This is a genomic window from Sulfitobacter sp. S223 (assembly GCF_025143825.1).
Classification (GTDB): Bacteria; Pseudomonadota; Alphaproteobacteria; order Rhodobacterales; family Rhodobacteraceae; genus Sulfitobacter.
In genome coordinates this window covers 3,588,592-3,606,220 of sequence record NZ_CP083560.1, presented here as the reverse complement: position 1 = coordinate 3,606,220, position 17,629 = coordinate 3,588,592, and the positions used below count along the sequence as shown (strand labels likewise).

Here is a 17,629-nt window from a genome sequence, read left to right as displayed (position 1 = left end):
TGAACGAAATTACCTAAGTGATTTGGGGCAGACTTCGGTCTGCCCCTTTTCTTTTGTGCAATGCTGTTATCTTTAGGGCCGATACAGGAGGCCGATATGACACTGCACACCATTACCGATAAAATTGCCAAAGCCGAAGCCGCCGCAGGCCGCCCTGCTGGGTCTGTATCGCTTATTGCGGTCAGCAAGGTTCAGCCCAACGAAAGAGTCGAGGCTGTCCTGAAAGAGGGGCACCGCGTTTTTGGCGAAAACAAAGTGCAGGAAGCGGCAGGCAAATGGCCTGCCTTCCGCGAAAACTTTGACGGAGTCGAGCTTCACCTTATCGGGCCGCTTCAAACCAATAAGGCACGGCAGGCGATGGAGCTGGCAGATTTCATTCACACGCTAGATCGCCCCAAGTTGGCAAATACAATCGCGCGTCTTGCACAAGAGATGGGGCGCTGCCCAGGCTTGTTCATTCAGGTCAACACTGGCGAAGAGGATCAGAAAGCGGGGGTGATTCCGTCTGAGGCAGATGGATTTATCGCAGAATGTCAGGCGCTTGACCTGCCTGTGCACGGCCTGATGTGCATTCCACCTGTAAACGAGGAACCGTCATTGCACTTTGCCCTGTTGGCAAAGATTGCTGCCCGAAATGGCCTGACAGGTCTATCCATGGGGATGAGCAGCGACTTCGAAAAGGCGATCACATTTGGCGCGACGCATGTCCGTATCGGCTCTGCCATTTTCGGAGAGCGTGTCGCAGGAGGTTGATTCTACGGAACGATCAGGCGTGTGCTGTAGCGGATTTGTCGGGCGATCGCGTGCAGGTTTTCCCGTGAAAACGCGACGCATCCTTCAGTCGGGAAACCGGGCCGCCGCCATTGGTGGATGAAAATGGCTGATCCGCGGCCCCGCACGGCGTAGGGCCAGTTCCAATCCGTGAGAATCACCAGATCATACAGCGGGTCCGCGCGGCGCAATCGCTCATGGCTATGTGGATAGGGTGCGCAGACCATCATGTTGTAGTCTACATCAGAGGGATCATCTGACCAGAGGTCCTGCGGGCCGATCGGCTTCGCCCAACTTGTGGGGCGCGCGATTCTGTCGGGCCGATAGAGCATACCCACAATCCGGTGAATCCCGCGCGGCGTGGCGCCATCACCCTCGCGCTTGCGATCGGATATGCCGCCTTTCCCGATCGTGCAGGGCCAAAGCTGCCCCTGAAACCGTAACCCTTGAGGGGTCAGCACCATATCGTCAGCGGTCATCACAGCAGGTGGCCAGATTTCGCAGCCTTCGTCGCCAGATAAGCTGCATTGTGCCTGTTTTCCCCTACAGCAAGCGGTACGCGTTCGACTACGGTAACGCCGCACTGGTTCATCATATCAACTTTGCGGGGGTTATTGGTCAGAAGCCGGACGGATGAGAAACCCATCTCCTTGAGAATATCAGCCCCAAGCCGGAAGTCTCTCTCGTCGTCCTCGAAACCTAATCTGTGATTGGCCTCAACAGTGTCAAATCCTTGATCTTGAAGTGAATATGCGCGCATTTTGTTGGCTAGGCCGATCCCGCGTCCTTCTTGGTTCAGGTAAAGCAACACGCCATGACCCTCTGCTCCCATCTGCGCCAAAGCAGCGCGCAGTTGTGGACCACAATCACATTTAAGGCTGCCCATCAGGTCGCCCGTGAAGCACGCGGAATGGAGCCTGCATAGAACAGGCGCGCTGCGGTCCGGTCGCCCGATTTCAATCGCGTAATGCTCTTCGCCCCCGTCTTCGGGGCGGAAAACATGCAGGCGGCCAGCCTCGGACACCTCCATTGGCAGCCGTGCGTGGACCACGGAATGAAGTGGGCTGCGGGTATTGAGATGGGATGCTGCGGCAGCACCATTGACCCGCGTCAACGCATGGGTTGCGGCAAAGCCTGCGCTGTCGGCAAGTGGAACAATCAACGCGGCGGGCAACAAACGCGCCGACTTCACTAGATTCAGCGCAGTACTGTAATCACTCGCACCACCCTCTCGCATCGCCGCGAGCGGTCCCTTCATGGGGGCGCGTAAATCGTCGGCTGGGTCTGCCACGCTTTGAACCCACGCAAGCGTTGCGTCACGTGGCAGGATGATCCGCGCAAGATCACCGTCATAGGCGTGTGCCTTCAACGTCTGCGCACGTCGCGCTGTGATCGCTAAAACAGGCTGCGCATCCAGCGCCAGTACATCCGAAAGTCGCTGTGCGGTCAGAGTTTCTGTCGCAAGCACCAGCACGTCGCCCAGTACAACGGGCACGCCCATGCGCAAATCAGCCCGCGCGCGGGCCAACATTTCAGTAACATCGGGTGTGAATGTCATGGCGATTGTTACAACTCATAAGATCAGTTGAAAGATATCTAGGCCATGACCATCGGAATTGAAACATTTGACCGCTAATGTGACACGGCACCGTGAGGAAACGATGCATGCCCTTGTTGATTGACGCAGCGTCCATATCTTTATGCAAAGCAACGGAGACAACTTATGGCACAGCTCAAGAAAATTCTTCTGGTAGACGACGATGACGACTTGCGCGAAGCGCTGAGCGAACAGTTGATCATGACAGAGGACTTCGACGTTTTCGAAGCTGCAAATGGCGCAGACGCCATGAGCCGTGCAAAAGAAATGATTTACGATTTGCTCATCCTTGATGTTGGGTTGCCCGATACCGATGGTCGCGAGCTGTGCCGCCTGCTGCGCAAACAGGGGATCAAAAGCCCGATAATGATGTTGACCGGACACGATGGCGACGCTGACACAATTTTGGGTCTGGATGCCGGTGCCAATGATTACGTCGCCAAGCCGTTCAAGTTCCCAGTATTGCTGGCGCGGATTCGCAGCCAATTGCGTACGCACGAACAGTCCGAAGATGCGATTTTCCAGTTGGGGCCATACACGTTCAAGCCATCCATGAAGATGCTGATCACCGAAGATGATAAAAAGGTGCGGCTGACGGAAAAGGAAACGAACATTCTGAAATTCCTGCACCGGTCTTCGGAGGGTGTCGTGCCGCGTGAGGTCCTGCTGCATGAGGTTTGGGGCTACAATGCTGGTGTGACCACGCATACGTTGGAAACCCACATTTACCGTCTGCGTCAAAAGATCGAGCCTGATCCATCAAATGCCCGCCTGCTGGTCACGGAATCAGGCGGATATCGTTTAATGGTTTAGGTGTAGGAACTTTTTTTACGACTTGGTGTTATTAAAACAAGAGGCGGTCTTTTTTCATGAGTTTCCCGTCTGTTTGAACCCGAAGCTAAGCGGCCGGGACGATTGCTGCTTTTCCTCCCTGTTGGACTTGGCCGGGCCTTTGAGCCCGGTCTTTTTTTGCCTTGTTTGTGGTGGTTGACCGCTCTTTCAGGCGTTAGTGTGCGGCAACACAACTCCGGAGCCCACCCATGTCTTTCACCCTTGCCACCTGGAACATCAACTCGGTCCGTCTGCGAGAGCCTATCGTTTGCAAGCTATTGGCCGAAGAGGGTCCTGATGTTCTGTGTCTGCAAGAATGTAAAAGCCCGGTCGACAAAATTCCGATGGAGGCGTTCAGCGCACTTGGCTACACCCACATGATTGCCGAAGGGCAAAAGGGGTACAACGGCGTGGCGATCCTATCCAAGCTGCCGCTTGAGCCTGCGGGTGCGCATGACTTTGCCCAGCTGGGTCACGCGCGGCACGTGGCTGCCAAGCTGCCAAATGGTGTAACGGTTCACAACTTTTATGTCCCTGCGGGTGGCGATGTCGCAGACCGCGAGGTGAATGAAAAATTCGGCCAAAAGATGGATTATCTGACGCAGATGCGCGATTTTTTCCACGCAGAAGCGCCAAAGAAATCTATTCTGGTGGGCGATCTGAATATCGCCCCACGTGAAGATGACGTTTGGGACCACAAGAAACTGCTCAAAGTCGTTAGCCACACTCCGGTAGAGGTTGAAGCGCTGGCGCAGACGCAGGATTCTGGGAGGTGGGTTGATATCACACGTCAGGACATCCCCGATGGACTGCTCTATAGCTGGTGGAGCTACCGTGCCAAAGATTGGGATCAGGCGGACAAGGGGCGCAGGTTGGACCACGTCTGGGCAACTCCGGATATCTCATCTGCCGCACACGGAAGCCGCGTTTTGCGTAGTGCAAGAGGCTGGGAAAAGCCGTCCGACCACGCACCCGTTTTTGCAACTTTTGATCTTTAAAGCTAAGGCTCTTTGAAACTGCTGGCTGAGGCCACATATAAGTTCCAACCGCCAAGTATTGCACAATAGGACCGATGACATGATGGATATTAACCTGACCGCAGCCGCCCCCGCCGCCGACCTGATCAAGGATGGTACAGAAGCCACGTTTATGGCGGATGTAGTTGAGGCATCTCAAACCACGCCGATTATTGTCGATTTCTGGGCGCCTTGGTGCGGCCCCTGCAAAACACTTGGCCCCCAGTTGGAGGCGGCTGTGACCGCGGCCAAGGGTGCTGTGAAGATGGTAAAAATCAACGTGGATGAGGCGCAGGCGATTGCGGGCCAGTTGCAAATCCAGTCGATCCCGACAGTTTATGCATTCTGGAAAGGACAACCTGTTGACGGTTTTCAGGGTGCTGTTCCGCAGTCGGAAATCATCGCTTTTGTGGATCGTGTAATCAAATCTGCTGGCGGTGAGTCGCCGACAGATACGCTCAATGACGCCGTAGAGGCTGCCGAAGAAATGCTGGGCGAAGGTCAGGCAGACGACGCGGCACAAACATTTGCGGCGATTTTGGGAGAAGATCCTCTTCATGCAGGCGCTTATGGTGGGCTTGTTCGCGCCCACATTGCATTGGGTGATCTGGATCAGGCCGAAGGCTTGCTGAATGGCGCGCCCATCGAAATCTCCAAAGCGCCAGAATTGGAAGCAGCACACGCACAGCTGGAGCTGGCGCGACAGGCTGCGGACGCAGGCCCCGTAGCCGAGCTGACTGCTGCTGTAGAGGCTGATGAAGCGAACCTTCAGGCGAGATTTGATCTTGCTCAGGCGCTGTATGCGAATGGCGATGCAGAGGGCGCGGTGAACCAGCTTCTGGAATTGTTCAAACGCGATCGCGAATGGAATGACAGTGCTGCCAAAACCCAGCTTTTCACAATCTTCGACGCGCTAAAAGCCAATGATCCCGTAGTCTTGAACGGTCGCCGCAAATTGAGTTCGATGATATTTGCCTGAAGCGGTTGTCGCGCTAGTTCCAGCATATGATAAAACACACTGATCTGCCTGACACGATCCCGATCTTCCCGCTGGGCGGAGCATTGCTGTTGCCTCGTGCCCGACTGCCGCTCCATATCTTTGAGCCGCGTTATCTGCAGATGATCGAGGATGCGTTGAAAACGTCCACCCGTCTGATCGGGATGGTCCAGCCAAACGTTGTGCCGGGCCGTGAAGGTCCGGGCCTTCATACGATAGGCTGTGCCGGACGGATCACACAGTTCTCTGAAACAGAGGATGGCCGGTATATGGTAACCCTAGCCGGAATATCCCGCTACCGCGTGGTCAAGGAAGTTGAGGGTTTCACCCCCTATCGCCGCTGCGAAGTTTCTTGGGAGGGGTTTGATCTGGATCTTCAAAGCGAAGAAACAGATGCGGGTTTCAAGCGTAAGACATTTCTCGACGCGTTGGGCCGCTACTTTGACGAACGCGGATTGTCGGCCGATTGGGAAACGCTCAAAGATGCTGACGATGAGCTGCTGATCAATTCACTCTCGATGATGCTTGATTTCGAACCTGAAGATAAGCAGGCTCTGCTCGAAGCTCCCTCTCTCAGTACGCGGCGGGAGACGTTGGTTACCTTGATAGAATATGCCCTGCGCGGGGGCGGAGACAGTGAGTTGATGCAATGAGCGATACCGTCGTAGAGTTTGATCGCCGGATGCTTGAGGCGTTGATCTGCCCGCGCAGTCACGAAACGCTAAGCTATGACGCAGATCGTCAGGAGCTGGTGTCAAAAAGCGCAGGGTTAGCCTATCCGATCCGGAACGGTATTCCTGTCATGTTAATTGACGAAGCGCGCGTGCTTGACTGATCAGGCTCTAAAGGGGCAGGCCGCGCATTAGTCGTGGCAAATCACCATTCAGTCCAGCCGCCTCGCGTATGAAAGTCCGCCGCAAGCCGGGTAGTGCGCTGATGATTCCCATTCCAATATCGCGTGCCATACGAACGAACGTGTTGTCGTTTGAAAACAAGCGGTTGAAGCTGTCAGTGGCAAGCGCAAGAGAGGCGTTATCAAAGCGACGCCATTCCTGATAGCGCGCCATCGCAACGCCGGAACCGAAATCTTCACCACGCCGCTGTGCATCCACGATAACCTCGCTAAGTGCTGCAATATCGCGAAAACCGGCATTCAGACCTTGGCCGGCGATGGGGTGTACGCCGTGGGCGCTGTCACCTACGAGCGCCACGCGAGGTGCCACCATCTCATGCGCGAGCGATAGGTTCAGGGGATAGGTGTAGCGTGCTCCGGCAAGTGTGATATCTCCCAGAAAGTCACCAAAGCGTGGGCGCAGGACTTCTAGATAAGCTTCATCATCCAGTGCATGTATGCGCGCGGCGTTCTCGGTGCTTTCGGACCAGACGATCGAGCTGCGGTTGCCGGTGAGTGGCAAGATTGCAAGGGGGCCGGGGGGCATGAAGAACTGATGCGCGATTCCGCTGTGGGGCATTTCATGGGCAACAGCACAGACAAGGGCGGTCTGGCCGTATGCCCATCCCGTCCTTTTGATACCTGCACGTTCCGCTGTGCCTGATGTCCGTCCATCCGCCCCGACGCACAGCCGTGCCCGCAGTTGTTTGCCCGACGCAAGTGTTAGTGTGATGCCCGTTAAGTCGGCATCTTGTGCTGTCACTTCTGTGCTATTCAGAACCTCGATATGGCTGTTTGCATCTACCGCGTCCATCAGGGCGCGACGCAGGTGGCGGTCTTCGACCATATGGCCCATTGGGCCTTCTTCGATTTCCGCGTGATCAAAGTGCATGAAGAAGGGCGAAGTTCCTTCACCGGCGCGTCCATCTGTTACCTTGATCTCCAGCATAGGCTGGGCGTTGTCTGCAACTGCTTCCCATAGCCCGATACTTTCGAGCAGCCGGACTGACGTGAGCGCCAATGCGTACGATCGCCCGTCAAAGTCGTCAGCCTTTCGCGGCGCTTTCGGAAGCGCGTCAATGACGGTGACTTTCAGGCCACTCGACGCCAGAGCAAGGGCAAGGGCAGGGCCGTTAAGTCCGCCGCCGACAATCGCGATATCTGTATCAAATTTCATATCGCTCAATATGGCTGTCACGGGGGGATTGTCCATGCGCCCAAGCGCCGCTACCGTCACGACCAAACAGATAAGGAGTGCGAAATGCAAGACTGGCTCGGTATGACCGCCGCTGACCTTGGACGTGGCATCGCGGCAGGCGAAATTGATCCACTCACGCTGTGCGATACCTATCTGAAGGCGATTGAGGAACATCCTCTTCGCGACAGAATTTACGCACGTGTTACGGCGGATCGCGCACGCTCCGAAGCGGCGGCAGCGTCGGCGCGCGCGCGATCCGGGCGGCGTCTCTCACCGCTTGATGGTGTGCCGATCAGCTGGAAAGATCTTTTTGACAGTGCGGGTGTCGGGACGGAGGCTGGCTCCAAGCTTTTGGAGGGACGGGTCCCGGAACGTGACGCGCTGGTGCTACAGAATGCGACCGCCGCCGGGCTCGTCTGCCTTGGTAAGGTCCACATGAGCGAGCTCGCTTTCTCTGGTCTGGGGTACAATCCTTCGACCGCCACACCGCCTTGCGTGAATGATCCTGACGCGGTGCCAGGCGGATCGTCCTCCGGCTCTGCCGCTTCGGTCGCTTTCGGTTTAGCCGCAGCAAGCATAGGCTCTGATACGGGTGGCTCTGTGCGTATTCCTGCAGCTTGGAACGATCTGGTTGGTCTTAAGACCACGCACGGTCGGCTTAGCCTTGAAGGTGTTGTGCCGCTAGCGCTGAAATTCGACACTATCGGCCCGCTGTGTCGTTCTGTTGAGGATGCAGCCCTGCTTACCGCCGCCATGGAGGGCAGCAAATCGCCTGATTTGCGGGGCGCATCCCTGAAGGGGCGGCGTTTCGCTATTCTGGACACGGTGATGATGGATGGATTGCGCGATGCGCCAAAGAAAGCATTTGTAAACGCGGTCGCAAAACTGGAAGCAGCAGGTGCGGTGATTGATAGGATCGAAGTCCCAGCCGCCCAACAGGCGCTGGATATTTCCGGCCCTCTTATTACGTCCGAGGCCTACGGCCTATGGATGGACGTGATCGAAGCAGCGCCCGAGAGAATGTTTGCAGAAATCCTGCGGCGTTTCCGGCTTGGTCGCGGTTTTTCCGGTCCTGAATATGTATCGGCATGGGCGAAGCTTGACGCCGCGCGTTTGGCCTATGATCACGCCACGGCTGGGTATGACGCGATACTCGCGCCTTCATCGGCGGTGTTGCCGCCCAATCTGGAGCGGTTGAACGCGGATCCTGATTATTATGCGTCTGAAAACCTCATGGCGCTACGCAATACGCGCATCGGTAATTTGTTGGGTCTATGCAGCCTCACGCTGCCTACAGGCACGCCAAGCTGTGGTTTGATGTTGCTTGCCGCTCCTGATCAGGACAATGCCTTGCTGCGATTGGGTGCCGCTGCGGAAATGGCTCTGAGATAAGGGACCAAAAAGCCACAAGCTGCGCGGATACATCGGGTTTTTCCTAGACGGCGGGCGGCGGTTTAAGCTACCTTGTAACAAACGGGGCGATAACGATCCCGATCCGAGGCAGTTTTGATGAATTTTCCTGAGCGGTTTTCGAACCTTCCTGCTCATGCGTGGCCCCGTTTGCGTGCTCTCTTAGACGTGCACGAGGGGGGTGGTCCGCTGATCCAGATGACCATAGGCGAGCCGAAACATGCGTTTCCGGCTTGGGTTACAGACGTGATCGTAGAGAACGCTGCGGGATTTAACAGCTATCCGCCTAATGACGGCTCGCCCGCGCTGCGCGGCGCAATTGCTGGATGGATCAACCGCCGCTACGGCGTGCCAGTGGATGTGGACACGCAGGTGATGGCGCTCAACGGCACGCGTGAGGGGCTGTATAATGCAGTGATCGCTTTGTGCCCCGAGACGAAGAACGGCCAGAAGCCGGCAATCTTGATGCCGAACCCCTTCTATCAGGTCTACATGATCGGTGCGATTTCGGGCGGCTGTGATCCGGTTATGGTCAACGCAACCGAAGCCACAGGCCATTTGCCAGATTTTCAGGCTGTGGACGCGGCAACGCTGGATCGTACCGTTGCTGTCTATATCTGTTCGCCAGCCAACCCTCAGGGCTCTGTCGCGACCCGCAGCTATTGGGAAGACCTGATCCGCTTGGCGGAAAAGCATGATTTTCTTATCTTCGCGGATGAATGTTACTCTGAGATTTATCGCGATGTGGCACCGGTGGGCGCGCTTCAGGTCGCACATGATATGGGTGCTGACCTTAACCGCGTGGTTATTTTTCACAGCCTGAGCAAGCGTTCTAATCTGCCGGGTCTGCGGTCAGGCTTTGTGGCATCGGGTGTGGATTCGATCCGTGAGATCAAGCTGTTGCGCAACTATTCTGGCGCACCCTTGCCGCTGCCGCTTCAGGCTGCGTCGGCGGCGGTGTGGGACGACGAAGCGCATGTGATTGAAAATCGCGCGCTTTATGCAGAGAAATTCGAAATCGCCGACCGCATCTTTGGCAACGTTGCCGGGTATACTAGCCCCGAAGCAGGATTTTTCCTGTGGTTGCCCGTTGAGGATGACGAAGAAGCAGCAGTGAAGCTGTGGCGCGAAACAGGGGTGAAAGTGCTACCCGGCGGGTATCTGGCACAGGATGTGCCGGGCGCCGAGAACCCTGGCAAAAAGTATATAAGAGTGGCCCTTGTGGCCCCGAAAGAAGAGACAGAGCGCGGCCTTATGGCCATCCGTGACTGTCTTTATCCGGTATAAGAGGGACGAGTTATGGCATATCAGACACGACAGCGCGAACCGCTGATAGATAGCACCACAGCGGAAGCGATTGAAAAGCGCGGCAAGGAATTGCTTGGCGTAGTGCTGGTGGTGCTGGGCGTGATGGCCGCCATGATGATCGGCAGCTACACACCCGACGATCCCAACTGGATGCTGGCCACTGATGCTCCGGCGCAGAACTGGCTTGGCCGGATGGGGGCCTCCCTCGCTGCGCCGCTGTTCATGATTGTGGGCTGGGGTGCATGGGGTTTGGCGATCGTCTTGCTGGTATGGGGCGCGCGTTTTGCTCTGCATCGCGGACAGGATCGTGCCATGGGTCGCCTGATTTTCGCGCCGATTGCCGTAGCTTTTGGTGCGATCTATGCCGCGACACTCACCCCCGGCGCGGAATGGTTGCAAACGCATAGCTTTGGTCTGGGTGGTCTGTTCGGTGATACTGTCATGGGCGTTATCCTGACGGTGCTGCCGATCGGATCGACCTTTACGGTCAAATTGATGTCGCTGGTGATGGGGCTGGTGATCTTGGGAATGGGGGCTTTTGTCCTTGGCTTCACAAAATCCGAGCTTTCTCGGTTTGCGCGCTTTTTGCTGGTGGGGACCATCATGGCCTACGCCACATTGATGAACGTTTTGGGGCGTGGCGCCTCTGGTGCGGTCGGGATGGCGCAAAATCTACAAGCAAAGCAGTCGGAACGCCGCGAACATCGCCGCTCCGAAGCAGAGCAGCTTGCCGCTGAGGCGCGTGCGCAAGCACAAGTTGCACCGGCAGCTGCCCGTGGGTCACCACTTGTTGCAAGCCGCGCAGCGCCAGTTGAGGATCATTGGGCTGACGACAACGGCGATCATGCGCCCGCTCCGCACGCAAAAGGCGGATTGTTGGCGCGCATGCCGGGCCTGATCAAACGTCCGGACGCTATGCCAGAGCCGGAGCTGGTCGAGCCATATCAAGATGCGGTTGTTGACGATGTACCAGACACCGACCGGATCAAGACAAAGATTTCTGACGTTATCAAGAACCGCGTGCGTACAACAAACGCCGTGCATGTGCCCGCAACGGCACCTCTGACACGTGGGCGCGGTCGTGGACCGGACCCGCTCATCCTGAACACAAGCCGCGCCGAGCCGCCGTTGACTGCGCATAGCAGCCCCGCGCCGTTGCCGGCGGAACCACAACTGACTGCGCGCATCACCAATGCGGTCGCCAGTGCTGCGTCGCGCGCTATCCCAACTGCGCCGCCAGCCCCCGACTATGCCGACGCCGGCCCGATGGAGGACCTGACCGAAGATTACACCGCAGACGAAGCGAATATCTTTGTTGAGCAGGAGGCGATGGAAGAGGCCGCTTATGATGAACCGGCCGTTGTCGCACCAGTTGCTGCCGCGCCGCAGATTCCTGTCGCAGAGCCGAAGCGCGTTGTGATGCCGATGATGCGAAAACCCGTTCCACAAAGCAAACAAGCCAAGGCCGAAGCGCAGCCAGCACTGTCTTTTGACGAAACACATGCAGGGTTTGAGCTGCCACCGCTGAGCCTTTTGGAAAGCCCGGACAGCGTATCGCGCCTGCACCTAAGTGACGAGGCGTTGGAAGAGAACGCGCGCATGCTTGAGACGGTCTTGGATGACTACGGCGTTAAAGGCGAAATCGTCGCCGTGCGCCCCGGTCCTGTCGTCACCATGTATGAGCTTGAGCCCGCGCCCGGTCTCAAAGCGTCGCGGGTGATCGGCCTTGCAGACGATATTGCCCGTTCAATGGCGGCTCTTTCCGCGCGTGTATCGACTGTGCCAGGTCGTTCCGTCATCGGGATCGAACTGCCAAACGAGAACCGAGAGAAAGTTGTGCTGCGGGAAATTCTCAGTAGCCGTGATTTCGGCGATGGCAATCAGAACCTGCCGCTTGCGCTGGGCAAGGATATCGGGGGGGAGCCAGTAGTGGCGAACCTTGCCAAGATGCCCCACCTATTGATCGCGGGTACCACCGGTTCGGGTAAGTCCGTGGCGATCAACACCATGATCCTTAGCTTGTTGTACAAGCTGACGCCGCAAGAGTGCCGGATGATCATGATCGATCCCAAAATGCTGGAACTTAGCGTTTATGACGGTATCCCGCACCTGCTGTCGCCGGTTGTGACAGACCCCAAGAAGGCGCTTGTGGCCCTGAAATGGACCGTAGGTGAGATGGAAGACCGCTATCGCAAAATGTCCAAGATGGGCGTGCGGAACATCGAAGGCTACAATGGCCGTGTGAAAGAAGCGCTCGCCAAGGGCGAAATGTTCAGCCGCACGGTTCAGACCGGTTTTGACGAGGATACCGGCGAGCCGATTTTCGAGACAGAAGAAAACACCCCCGTGGCACTGCCCTATATCGTCGTGATCGTGGACGAGATGGCAGACCTGATGATGGTCGCAGGCAAAGAGATCGAAGCCTGTATCCAGCGTCTGGCGCAGATGGCGCGTGCCTCTGGTATCCACCTGATCATGGCGACGCAGCGTCCTTCGGTCGACGTTATCACCGGCACGATCAAGGCGAACTTCCCGACGCGGATTTCGTTTCAGGTTACCAGCAAAATCGACAGCCGCACCATTCTGGGTGAAATGGGCGCCGAGCAGCTGCTGGGCATGGGTGATATGCTGTATATGGCGGGCGGTTCCAAGATCGTGCGCTGCCACGGCCCGTTTGTGAGCGACGAGGAAGTTGAGGAGATCGTGAATCACCTCAAGCAATTCGGTGAACCAGACTATGTATCTGGTGTGGTCGAAGGCCCGCCTGAAGATAAAGAAGCAGATATCGACACGGTGCTTGGCCTAAATACAGGTGGGAACACCGATGGCGAGGATGCGCTTTATGATACGGCTGTTCAGGTGGTGATCAGGGACCGGAAATGTTCCACCTCCTACATTCAGCGTAAGCTTGCTATCGGCTACAACAAAGCCGCCCGACTGGTCGAGCAGATGGAAGATGAAGGTCTTGTCTCTCCGGCGAACCATGTCGGCAAACGTGAAATACTTGTGCCAGAACAGGGCTAACTTCCCCCGCTGGCACCCTCGTAGAAATGGCTCTCCTTCTCAGAGGAGGGCCATTTTGTGTTTCTAGGCGGCGTATGACCGCGCATTCAGGGGGAAACGGTGGAACATATGCCCAAACCGCGCAGTTGATATCGCATATCAATGCTTGCCCGCCTATGTTGAGGGTGACGCGAAATAAACGAACACAGGAAGATCCATATGCGATTTCTGAAGACCATTACGCTGGGCGCGGTTCTAGCCCTTGCTGCAACAGGGGCATGGGCTGACAAGCTGCCGCTGGGCAGTATCAGTAACTATCTCAATGGCCTGACAACCGCCAAAGGCGAGTTCACCCAGATCAATGGTGACGGGACCATCTCAACAGGTACAATCTATATCAAACGTCCGGGTCGCGTACGGTTTGAGTATAACGCACCCGACACGGGCCTTGTGATCGCAGGATCCAATACCGTTGTGATCTACGATACCAAGTCCAACCAGCCGCCAGAAACATACCCTCTGTCGCGCACGCCGCTATCCATCATTCTGGCGCGTAATGTGAACCTTGGGCAGGCCAAGATGGTCACGGGCCATGCCTATGACGGGAAGGCAACCACGGTCACGGCACAAGACCCGGAAAATCCGCAGTATGGAAATATCCAGATGAAGTTTACAGGCCCGACACCGGAACTGCGCCAGTGGATAATCAACGATGGGAACGGCTCTCAGACGACTGTTATCCTAGGTGCCCTGACAAAGGGTGGAAGCCTGCCCAACAGCCTATTCGATACAAGTAAGGGTGGTCGTTAACGACGCCCATGAATGCAAAAAGGCGCGGACAAGAAACTGTCCGCGCCTTTTTTTATTAGCTAAATGAATTTTCCTTAGCGGAGCCTGCATCCCGCAATCTGATCACGATACATCAGCGACCGGGCTTCGACCTTGCCAGCAACGCCCACAAGCCACGGCTTACTATTATAGCTGGCGCGACTGTAGCCAGTGTGGCCTTCATGGTAGGCCAGATACTGGTTGCGGGCATCATATAGGGGGATGCCGTTCCGCTGACGGGTGATGTTCATATACCAGCCCATGAAATCGGTAGCGTCTTTGATTCTGTTGCGCTTGGCACCCATGCGCCGCTCTGCGGTCAGGTATTCATCCCAAGTAGCGTCGAGCGCTTGACTGTACCCGTATGCGCTGGATTGGCGCCCCATCGGGATCACACCCAGAACATAGCGGAACGGTGTACGGGCATCGCCGACAAATTTGCTTTCCTGATGGATCGTGGCCATCTGAACGTGGATGGGAACGCCCCATTTACGCTCAACTGCTTTGAACGCTCGGTGATATTCGGGGCGCTGTTTGAGAATCGTGCACGCGTTGTCCAGATCCCGTGGCGGATTACTGGACGAGCCGCCACAGCTTGCCAGCAGCAGCACGATTATCATAGCGCGAAGGGGGTTTTTCATCTGCCTATCGCCTCAAGTGTCGTTTTTATATTTTTTACAACTATAGCGTAGATAGGGTCGGATTTACAGAGAAAACCTACAATAACACCGCCAAAAGAAGCGGCAATGCGCCGACCGAGATTAAGGTTGAGACAACGACAAGGCCTGCAACGGCTTGTGCATCAGCGCCATACTTCTCCGCCAGTAGATAAGACGTGACAGCCACAGGCGTAGCGATCTGTAACACCAGCACCCCGAAGGCGACCCGATCCAGATCAAAGGCCATTGCCGCAAGCCATGCGGTTCCAACGCAGAGGCCAAGCTTGATCACCGACAGCAAAACGGCCCTCCCGATACCTCCAGGGGTGAGCCGGGCCACGGCAACGCCGAGAGTAATCAACATCAAGGGGATCGCCATCTGGCCTATCAGCTCAAGCGTGTTGGTCAGAAATGTCGGTGTCTGCCAGTCTTGCCACAAAAAGACACCACCCAGCAGCGTGGCCCATACCAGCGGCTCACGGAGGACCTTGCCAAAGCTGCCTGTCCCCGCCACCAACCATATTCCAAAGGTGAAGGTCCAGATTGCCATGATTGCAAAAACCACCACAGCATAGCTGAGCCCCTCCGGGCCGAAGGCAAACAAGGCAAGCGGGAGACCAAGATTGCCGGTATTGCCAAAAATCATCGGTGCCAGATAGGTTCTGCGGTGCAGGCCGGTGGCCCAAACAAAAGCAGTCGCCGCAAGCGTAAGCACCAGATAGGCCGTGACTGTGGCAAGCGACAGCGCTGTCAGAGCCGCGGGATCAATCTGGGTCTGCATCAAGGATGTGAAGATCAAACAAGGGATCGCAAGGGTCATCGCCAACTGTGTGACAAAGTTGATGCGGTACTCAAATCCCATCTTTACCCAGCCAAAACCAACCGCAGCCAATAAAAAAACGGGCGCGACGATCTCCAGTACGGTTAGCGTCAAGTTCACAGACTGTTTCCTTTAACTTAGCTGAGTTGATTGGACAAAATGTCCTTGTTTCGGGTAGAAACGAAGGGTAGGGAGCGCATTGCTATGATCAGAACGCGCGCAAAATATCACTTGGGACAGGTAGTCCGTCATAAGAAGCACCCGTTTCGCGGGGTCATTTTTGATGTCGATCCCCAATTTGCAAATACCGAAGAATGGTACGAATCGATCCCCGAAGAAAGCCGCCCTATCAAAGGGCAGCCATACTATCATCTGCTTGCTGAAAACGATCAAAGCTACTACGTGGCCTACGTTTCCGAACAGAACCTAGTCGCGGATTATTCGGGTGAGCCGGTCGATCACCCCGACATCGGAGATCTGTTCGGCCCGTTTGAAAACGGCGCCTACCCTCTCCACTTCCAGCTGAACTAAACCGGCTTGCAGGGACGCCACAGACGCCCCCGCAAATCTGTTTAGAATCCAAGTGCGCAGCCGTCTTTACGAGCATCTGATGCGCCTTCAAGCACACCGCTTTCGTGGATTTTGATCGCCTGTGCGCCGCCAATAGCAGTTTGCGGGATTGCGACCTCATGGCCCATATCTGACAGTTCTGAGCGGACCGAATCGGAATAGCCACGCTCGACGTTAAGGACGCCTTTGTCACTGAAAGCACGGGGCGCATCAATTGCCGCCTGCGGGTCCATACCGAAGTCTGACAGATTCGTTGCGAAGCGGGCGTGCCCGCAACACTGATACGCGCCGCCCATCACGCCAAACGGCATCGTGATACGGCCACCTTCGCGGATCATGCCAGGGATGATGGTATGCATGGGGCGTTTGCCGCCCTTAAGTTCGTTCGGGTGGCCTTTTTCAAGCGTGAAGCCGGCACCGCGGTTTTGCATAAGCAGGCCAAATTTGTCCGTGCCGATACCGGACCCAAAGCCGTGGAAAATCGAATAGATCAGCGAAACGGCCATGCCATCACCATCTACCACAGTGATGTAAATCGTGTCTTTGTGCACGGCCTCAGTCAGGGCCGCCGGGCTTTGCATAGCTTTGGACGGATCAATCAGGGCTGCAAGCCGCTTGGCTGTATCCATCTCCAGCATATAATCGGCGCGGCTGGCATAGTCTGCATCTGCCAAGAACCGGTTGCGCGCATCATAAGCAAGCTTGGTCGCTTCAGCCTCGATATGCACCCGCTGCGCCCCCAATGGATCCATGCCGGCGATGTCGAACTGGGACAGAATATTGAGCATAAGAAGTGCTGTCGCGCCCTGACCGTTCGGCGGATGCTCGACCACCTCGATGTCTTTGTAGCTGCCTGAGATGGGTGTCGTTGGCGTGCAGGAAACAGCGGCAAAATCCTCGGCCGTGTGAAGGCCGCCCAATGCGTTCAGTGCGGAGAGCATATCCTCTGCGACCTCACCGGTATAAAAGGCATCGCGACCATCTTTTGCGATGCGCCGCAGGACTTCTGCCTGACCGGGCGCGCGAAATGTATCGCCCGCTTTCGGAGGCTGGCCACCCATGAGGAAGTGATCCCGCGCAGAGCCTTGAAGCGTCGCCGCATCGTTGCCCCAGTCAAAAGCAACACGTGGCGCAACGACCACACCCTGATCCGCATAGCGTATTGCTGGTGCAAGCAGCGCATCAAGGCCCAGTTTGCCAACGGTTTCCGACAGATGGCAAAATGCATCAATTGCCCCTGGTATCGTGACTGCATGTGCGGAATGGAGCGGCACAGCCGTTTCTCCGGAATCGCGCAGCGTGGCAGCATCCAGCGCAGCAGGCGAACGCCCTGATCCATTAAGTGCATGAACTTTGTCGCTGCCGCCTTCGGACCACAGGACAAAGCAGTCGCCGCCAATGCCAGTCATCTGCGGTTCGCAAATTCCCAGCAATACCGCGCCTGCAATTGCAGCGTCCATTGCGTTGCCGCCCCGCTCCAGCACGTCAATGGCTGCTTTTGCGCCCAATGGATGGGATGTGGCGCACATGCCGCCCGTTGCCAGAACCGGCGACCGGCCGGGAAATTGGAAGTCACGCATCGAAAAAACCTCACCTAATCATATGTTCACCCCCAGCCTAATGTGTTCAGGCAAGGCTGCCAATGCGAATGACGTGGGTATGATTGGGGGGAGGTTAGTGCCCCGGCGCCGCGTACTGGGTGGGGGCAATGAAACGCGACGCCGAGGGA

The 17,629-nt window shown here is 56.4% G+C and carries 17 protein-coding genes; 11 read left to right on the top strand and 6 right to left on the bottom strand.

Annotation, left to right across the window (positions count from 1 at the left end):
• Positions 1–96 precede the first annotated feature (96 nt).
• On the top strand, positions 97–753 hold the full coding sequence (locus K3757_RS17180; protein WP_259997506.1) for a YggS family pyridoxal phosphate-dependent enzyme: 657 nt from the start codon (positions 97–99) through the stop codon (positions 751–753).
• A 2-nt stretch (positions 754–755) separates the two neighbouring features.
• On the opposite strand, the gene K3757_RS17175 is transcribed toward K3757_RS17180, so the two are convergent.
• On the bottom strand, positions 756–1,250 hold the full coding sequence (locus K3757_RS17175) for a L,D-transpeptidase (RefSeq protein WP_259997503.1): 495 nt from the start codon (positions 1,248–1,250) through the stop codon (positions 756–758).
• Positions 1,250–2,329 (bottom strand): GTP cyclohydrolase II, encoded by a 1,080-nt coding sequence (gene ribA, locus K3757_RS17170; protein ID WP_259997501.1) that lies wholly within the window; start codon positions 2,327–2,329, stop codon positions 1,250–1,252. The genes K3757_RS17175 and ribA overlap by 1 nt, the downstream gene beginning before the upstream one ends.
• A gap of 165 nt (positions 2,330–2,494) precedes the next feature.
• On the opposite strand from ribA, the gene K3757_RS17165 reads away from it, so the two are divergent.
• From K3757_RS17165 to K3757_RS17145, 5 genes are all read left to right on the top strand, one after another.
• A complete protein-coding gene (locus K3757_RS17165; protein ID WP_259997499.1) occupies positions 2,495–3,181 on the top strand; it encodes a response regulator transcription factor in 687 nt (228 codons plus the stop codon).
• Between the two features lie 227 nt (positions 3,182–3,408).
• A complete protein-coding gene (locus K3757_RS17160; RefSeq protein WP_259997497.1) occupies positions 3,409–4,197 on the top strand; it encodes an exodeoxyribonuclease III in 789 nt (262 codons plus the stop codon).
• A gap of 79 nt (positions 4,198–4,276) precedes the next feature.
• Entirely contained in the window at positions 4,277–5,194 is a 918-nt protein-coding gene (locus K3757_RS17155) for a co-chaperone YbbN (RefSeq protein WP_259997495.1), read from the top strand.
• 26 nt (positions 5,195–5,220) lie between these two features.
• Entirely contained in the window at positions 5,221–5,865 is a 645-nt protein-coding gene (locus tag K3757_RS17150; protein ID WP_259997493.1) for an LON peptidase substrate-binding domain-containing protein, read from the top strand.
• Positions 5,862–6,047: a Trm112 family protein gene (locus tag K3757_RS17145; RefSeq protein WP_259997490.1), complete on the top strand. Its 186-nt coding sequence runs from the start codon at positions 5,862–5,864 to the stop codon at positions 6,045–6,047. The genes K3757_RS17150 and K3757_RS17145 overlap by 4 nt, the downstream gene beginning before the upstream one ends.
• A 7-nt stretch (positions 6,048–6,054) precedes the next feature.
• Here the strand turns inward: K3757_RS17145 and K3757_RS17140 are convergent, their stop codons facing one another.
• Positions 6,055–7,317 carry an FAD-dependent monooxygenase gene (locus tag K3757_RS17140; protein ID WP_259997487.1) on the bottom strand — a complete coding sequence of 421 codons (1,263 nt, stop codon included), beginning with the start codon at positions 7,315–7,317 and terminating at the stop codon, positions 6,055–6,057.
• A gap of 48 nt (positions 7,318–7,365) precedes the next feature.
• Between K3757_RS17140 and K3757_RS17135 the strand changes: the two genes are divergently transcribed.
• From K3757_RS17135 to K3757_RS17120, 4 genes are all read left to right on the top strand, one after another.
• Complete coding sequence (locus K3757_RS17135; RefSeq protein ID WP_259997485.1) at positions 7,366–8,694, top strand: amidase; 1,329 nt, start codon at positions 7,366–7,368, stop codon at positions 8,692–8,694.
• 117 nt (positions 8,695–8,811) lie between these two features.
• Positions 8,812–9,999 carry an aminotransferase class I/II-fold pyridoxal phosphate-dependent enzyme gene (locus K3757_RS17130; RefSeq protein ID WP_259997484.1) on the top strand — a complete coding sequence of 396 codons (1,188 nt, stop codon included), beginning with the start codon at positions 8,812–8,814 and terminating at the stop codon, positions 9,997–9,999.
• A 12-nt stretch (positions 10,000–10,011) separates the two neighbouring features.
• Positions 10,012–13,044, top strand: coding sequence for a DNA translocase FtsK (locus K3757_RS17125; RefSeq protein WP_259997482.1), 3,033 nt, complete (start codon positions 10,012–10,014; stop codon positions 13,042–13,044).
• A gap of 198 nt (positions 13,045–13,242) precedes the next feature.
• Positions 13,243–13,833, top strand: coding sequence for an outer membrane lipoprotein carrier protein LolA (locus K3757_RS17120; protein ID WP_259997480.1), 591 nt, complete (start codon positions 13,243–13,245; stop codon positions 13,831–13,833).
• Positions 13,834–13,907: 74 nt separating this feature from the next.
• On the opposite strand, the gene K3757_RS17115 is transcribed toward K3757_RS17120, so the two are convergent.
• Together K3757_RS17115 and K3757_RS17110 are read right to left on the bottom strand one after the other, a co-directional pair.
• Positions 13,908–14,492, bottom strand: coding sequence for a lytic transglycosylase (locus K3757_RS17115; RefSeq protein ID WP_259997478.1), 585 nt, complete (start codon positions 14,490–14,492; stop codon positions 13,908–13,910).
• Positions 14,493–14,568: 76 nt separating this feature from the next.
• On the bottom strand, positions 14,569–15,450 hold the full coding sequence (locus K3757_RS17110) for an AEC family transporter (RefSeq protein ID WP_259997476.1): 882 nt from the start codon (positions 15,448–15,450) through the stop codon (positions 14,569–14,571).
• 84 nt (positions 15,451–15,534) lie between these two features.
• On the opposite strand from K3757_RS17110, the gene hspQ reads away from it, so the two are divergent.
• Positions 15,535–15,861 (top strand): heat shock protein HspQ, encoded by a 327-nt coding sequence (gene hspQ, locus K3757_RS17105; protein ID WP_259997474.1) that lies wholly within the window; start codon positions 15,535–15,537, stop codon positions 15,859–15,861.
• 41 nt (positions 15,862–15,902) lie between these two features.
• Here hspQ and K3757_RS17100 read toward each other — a convergent pair whose 3' ends face one another.
• Positions 15,903–17,480 carry a gamma-glutamyltransferase family protein gene (locus K3757_RS17100; RefSeq protein ID WP_259997472.1) on the bottom strand — a complete coding sequence of 526 codons (1,578 nt, stop codon included), beginning with the start codon at positions 17,478–17,480 and terminating at the stop codon, positions 15,903–15,905.
• Between the last annotated feature and the right edge of the window lie 149 nt (positions 17,481–17,629).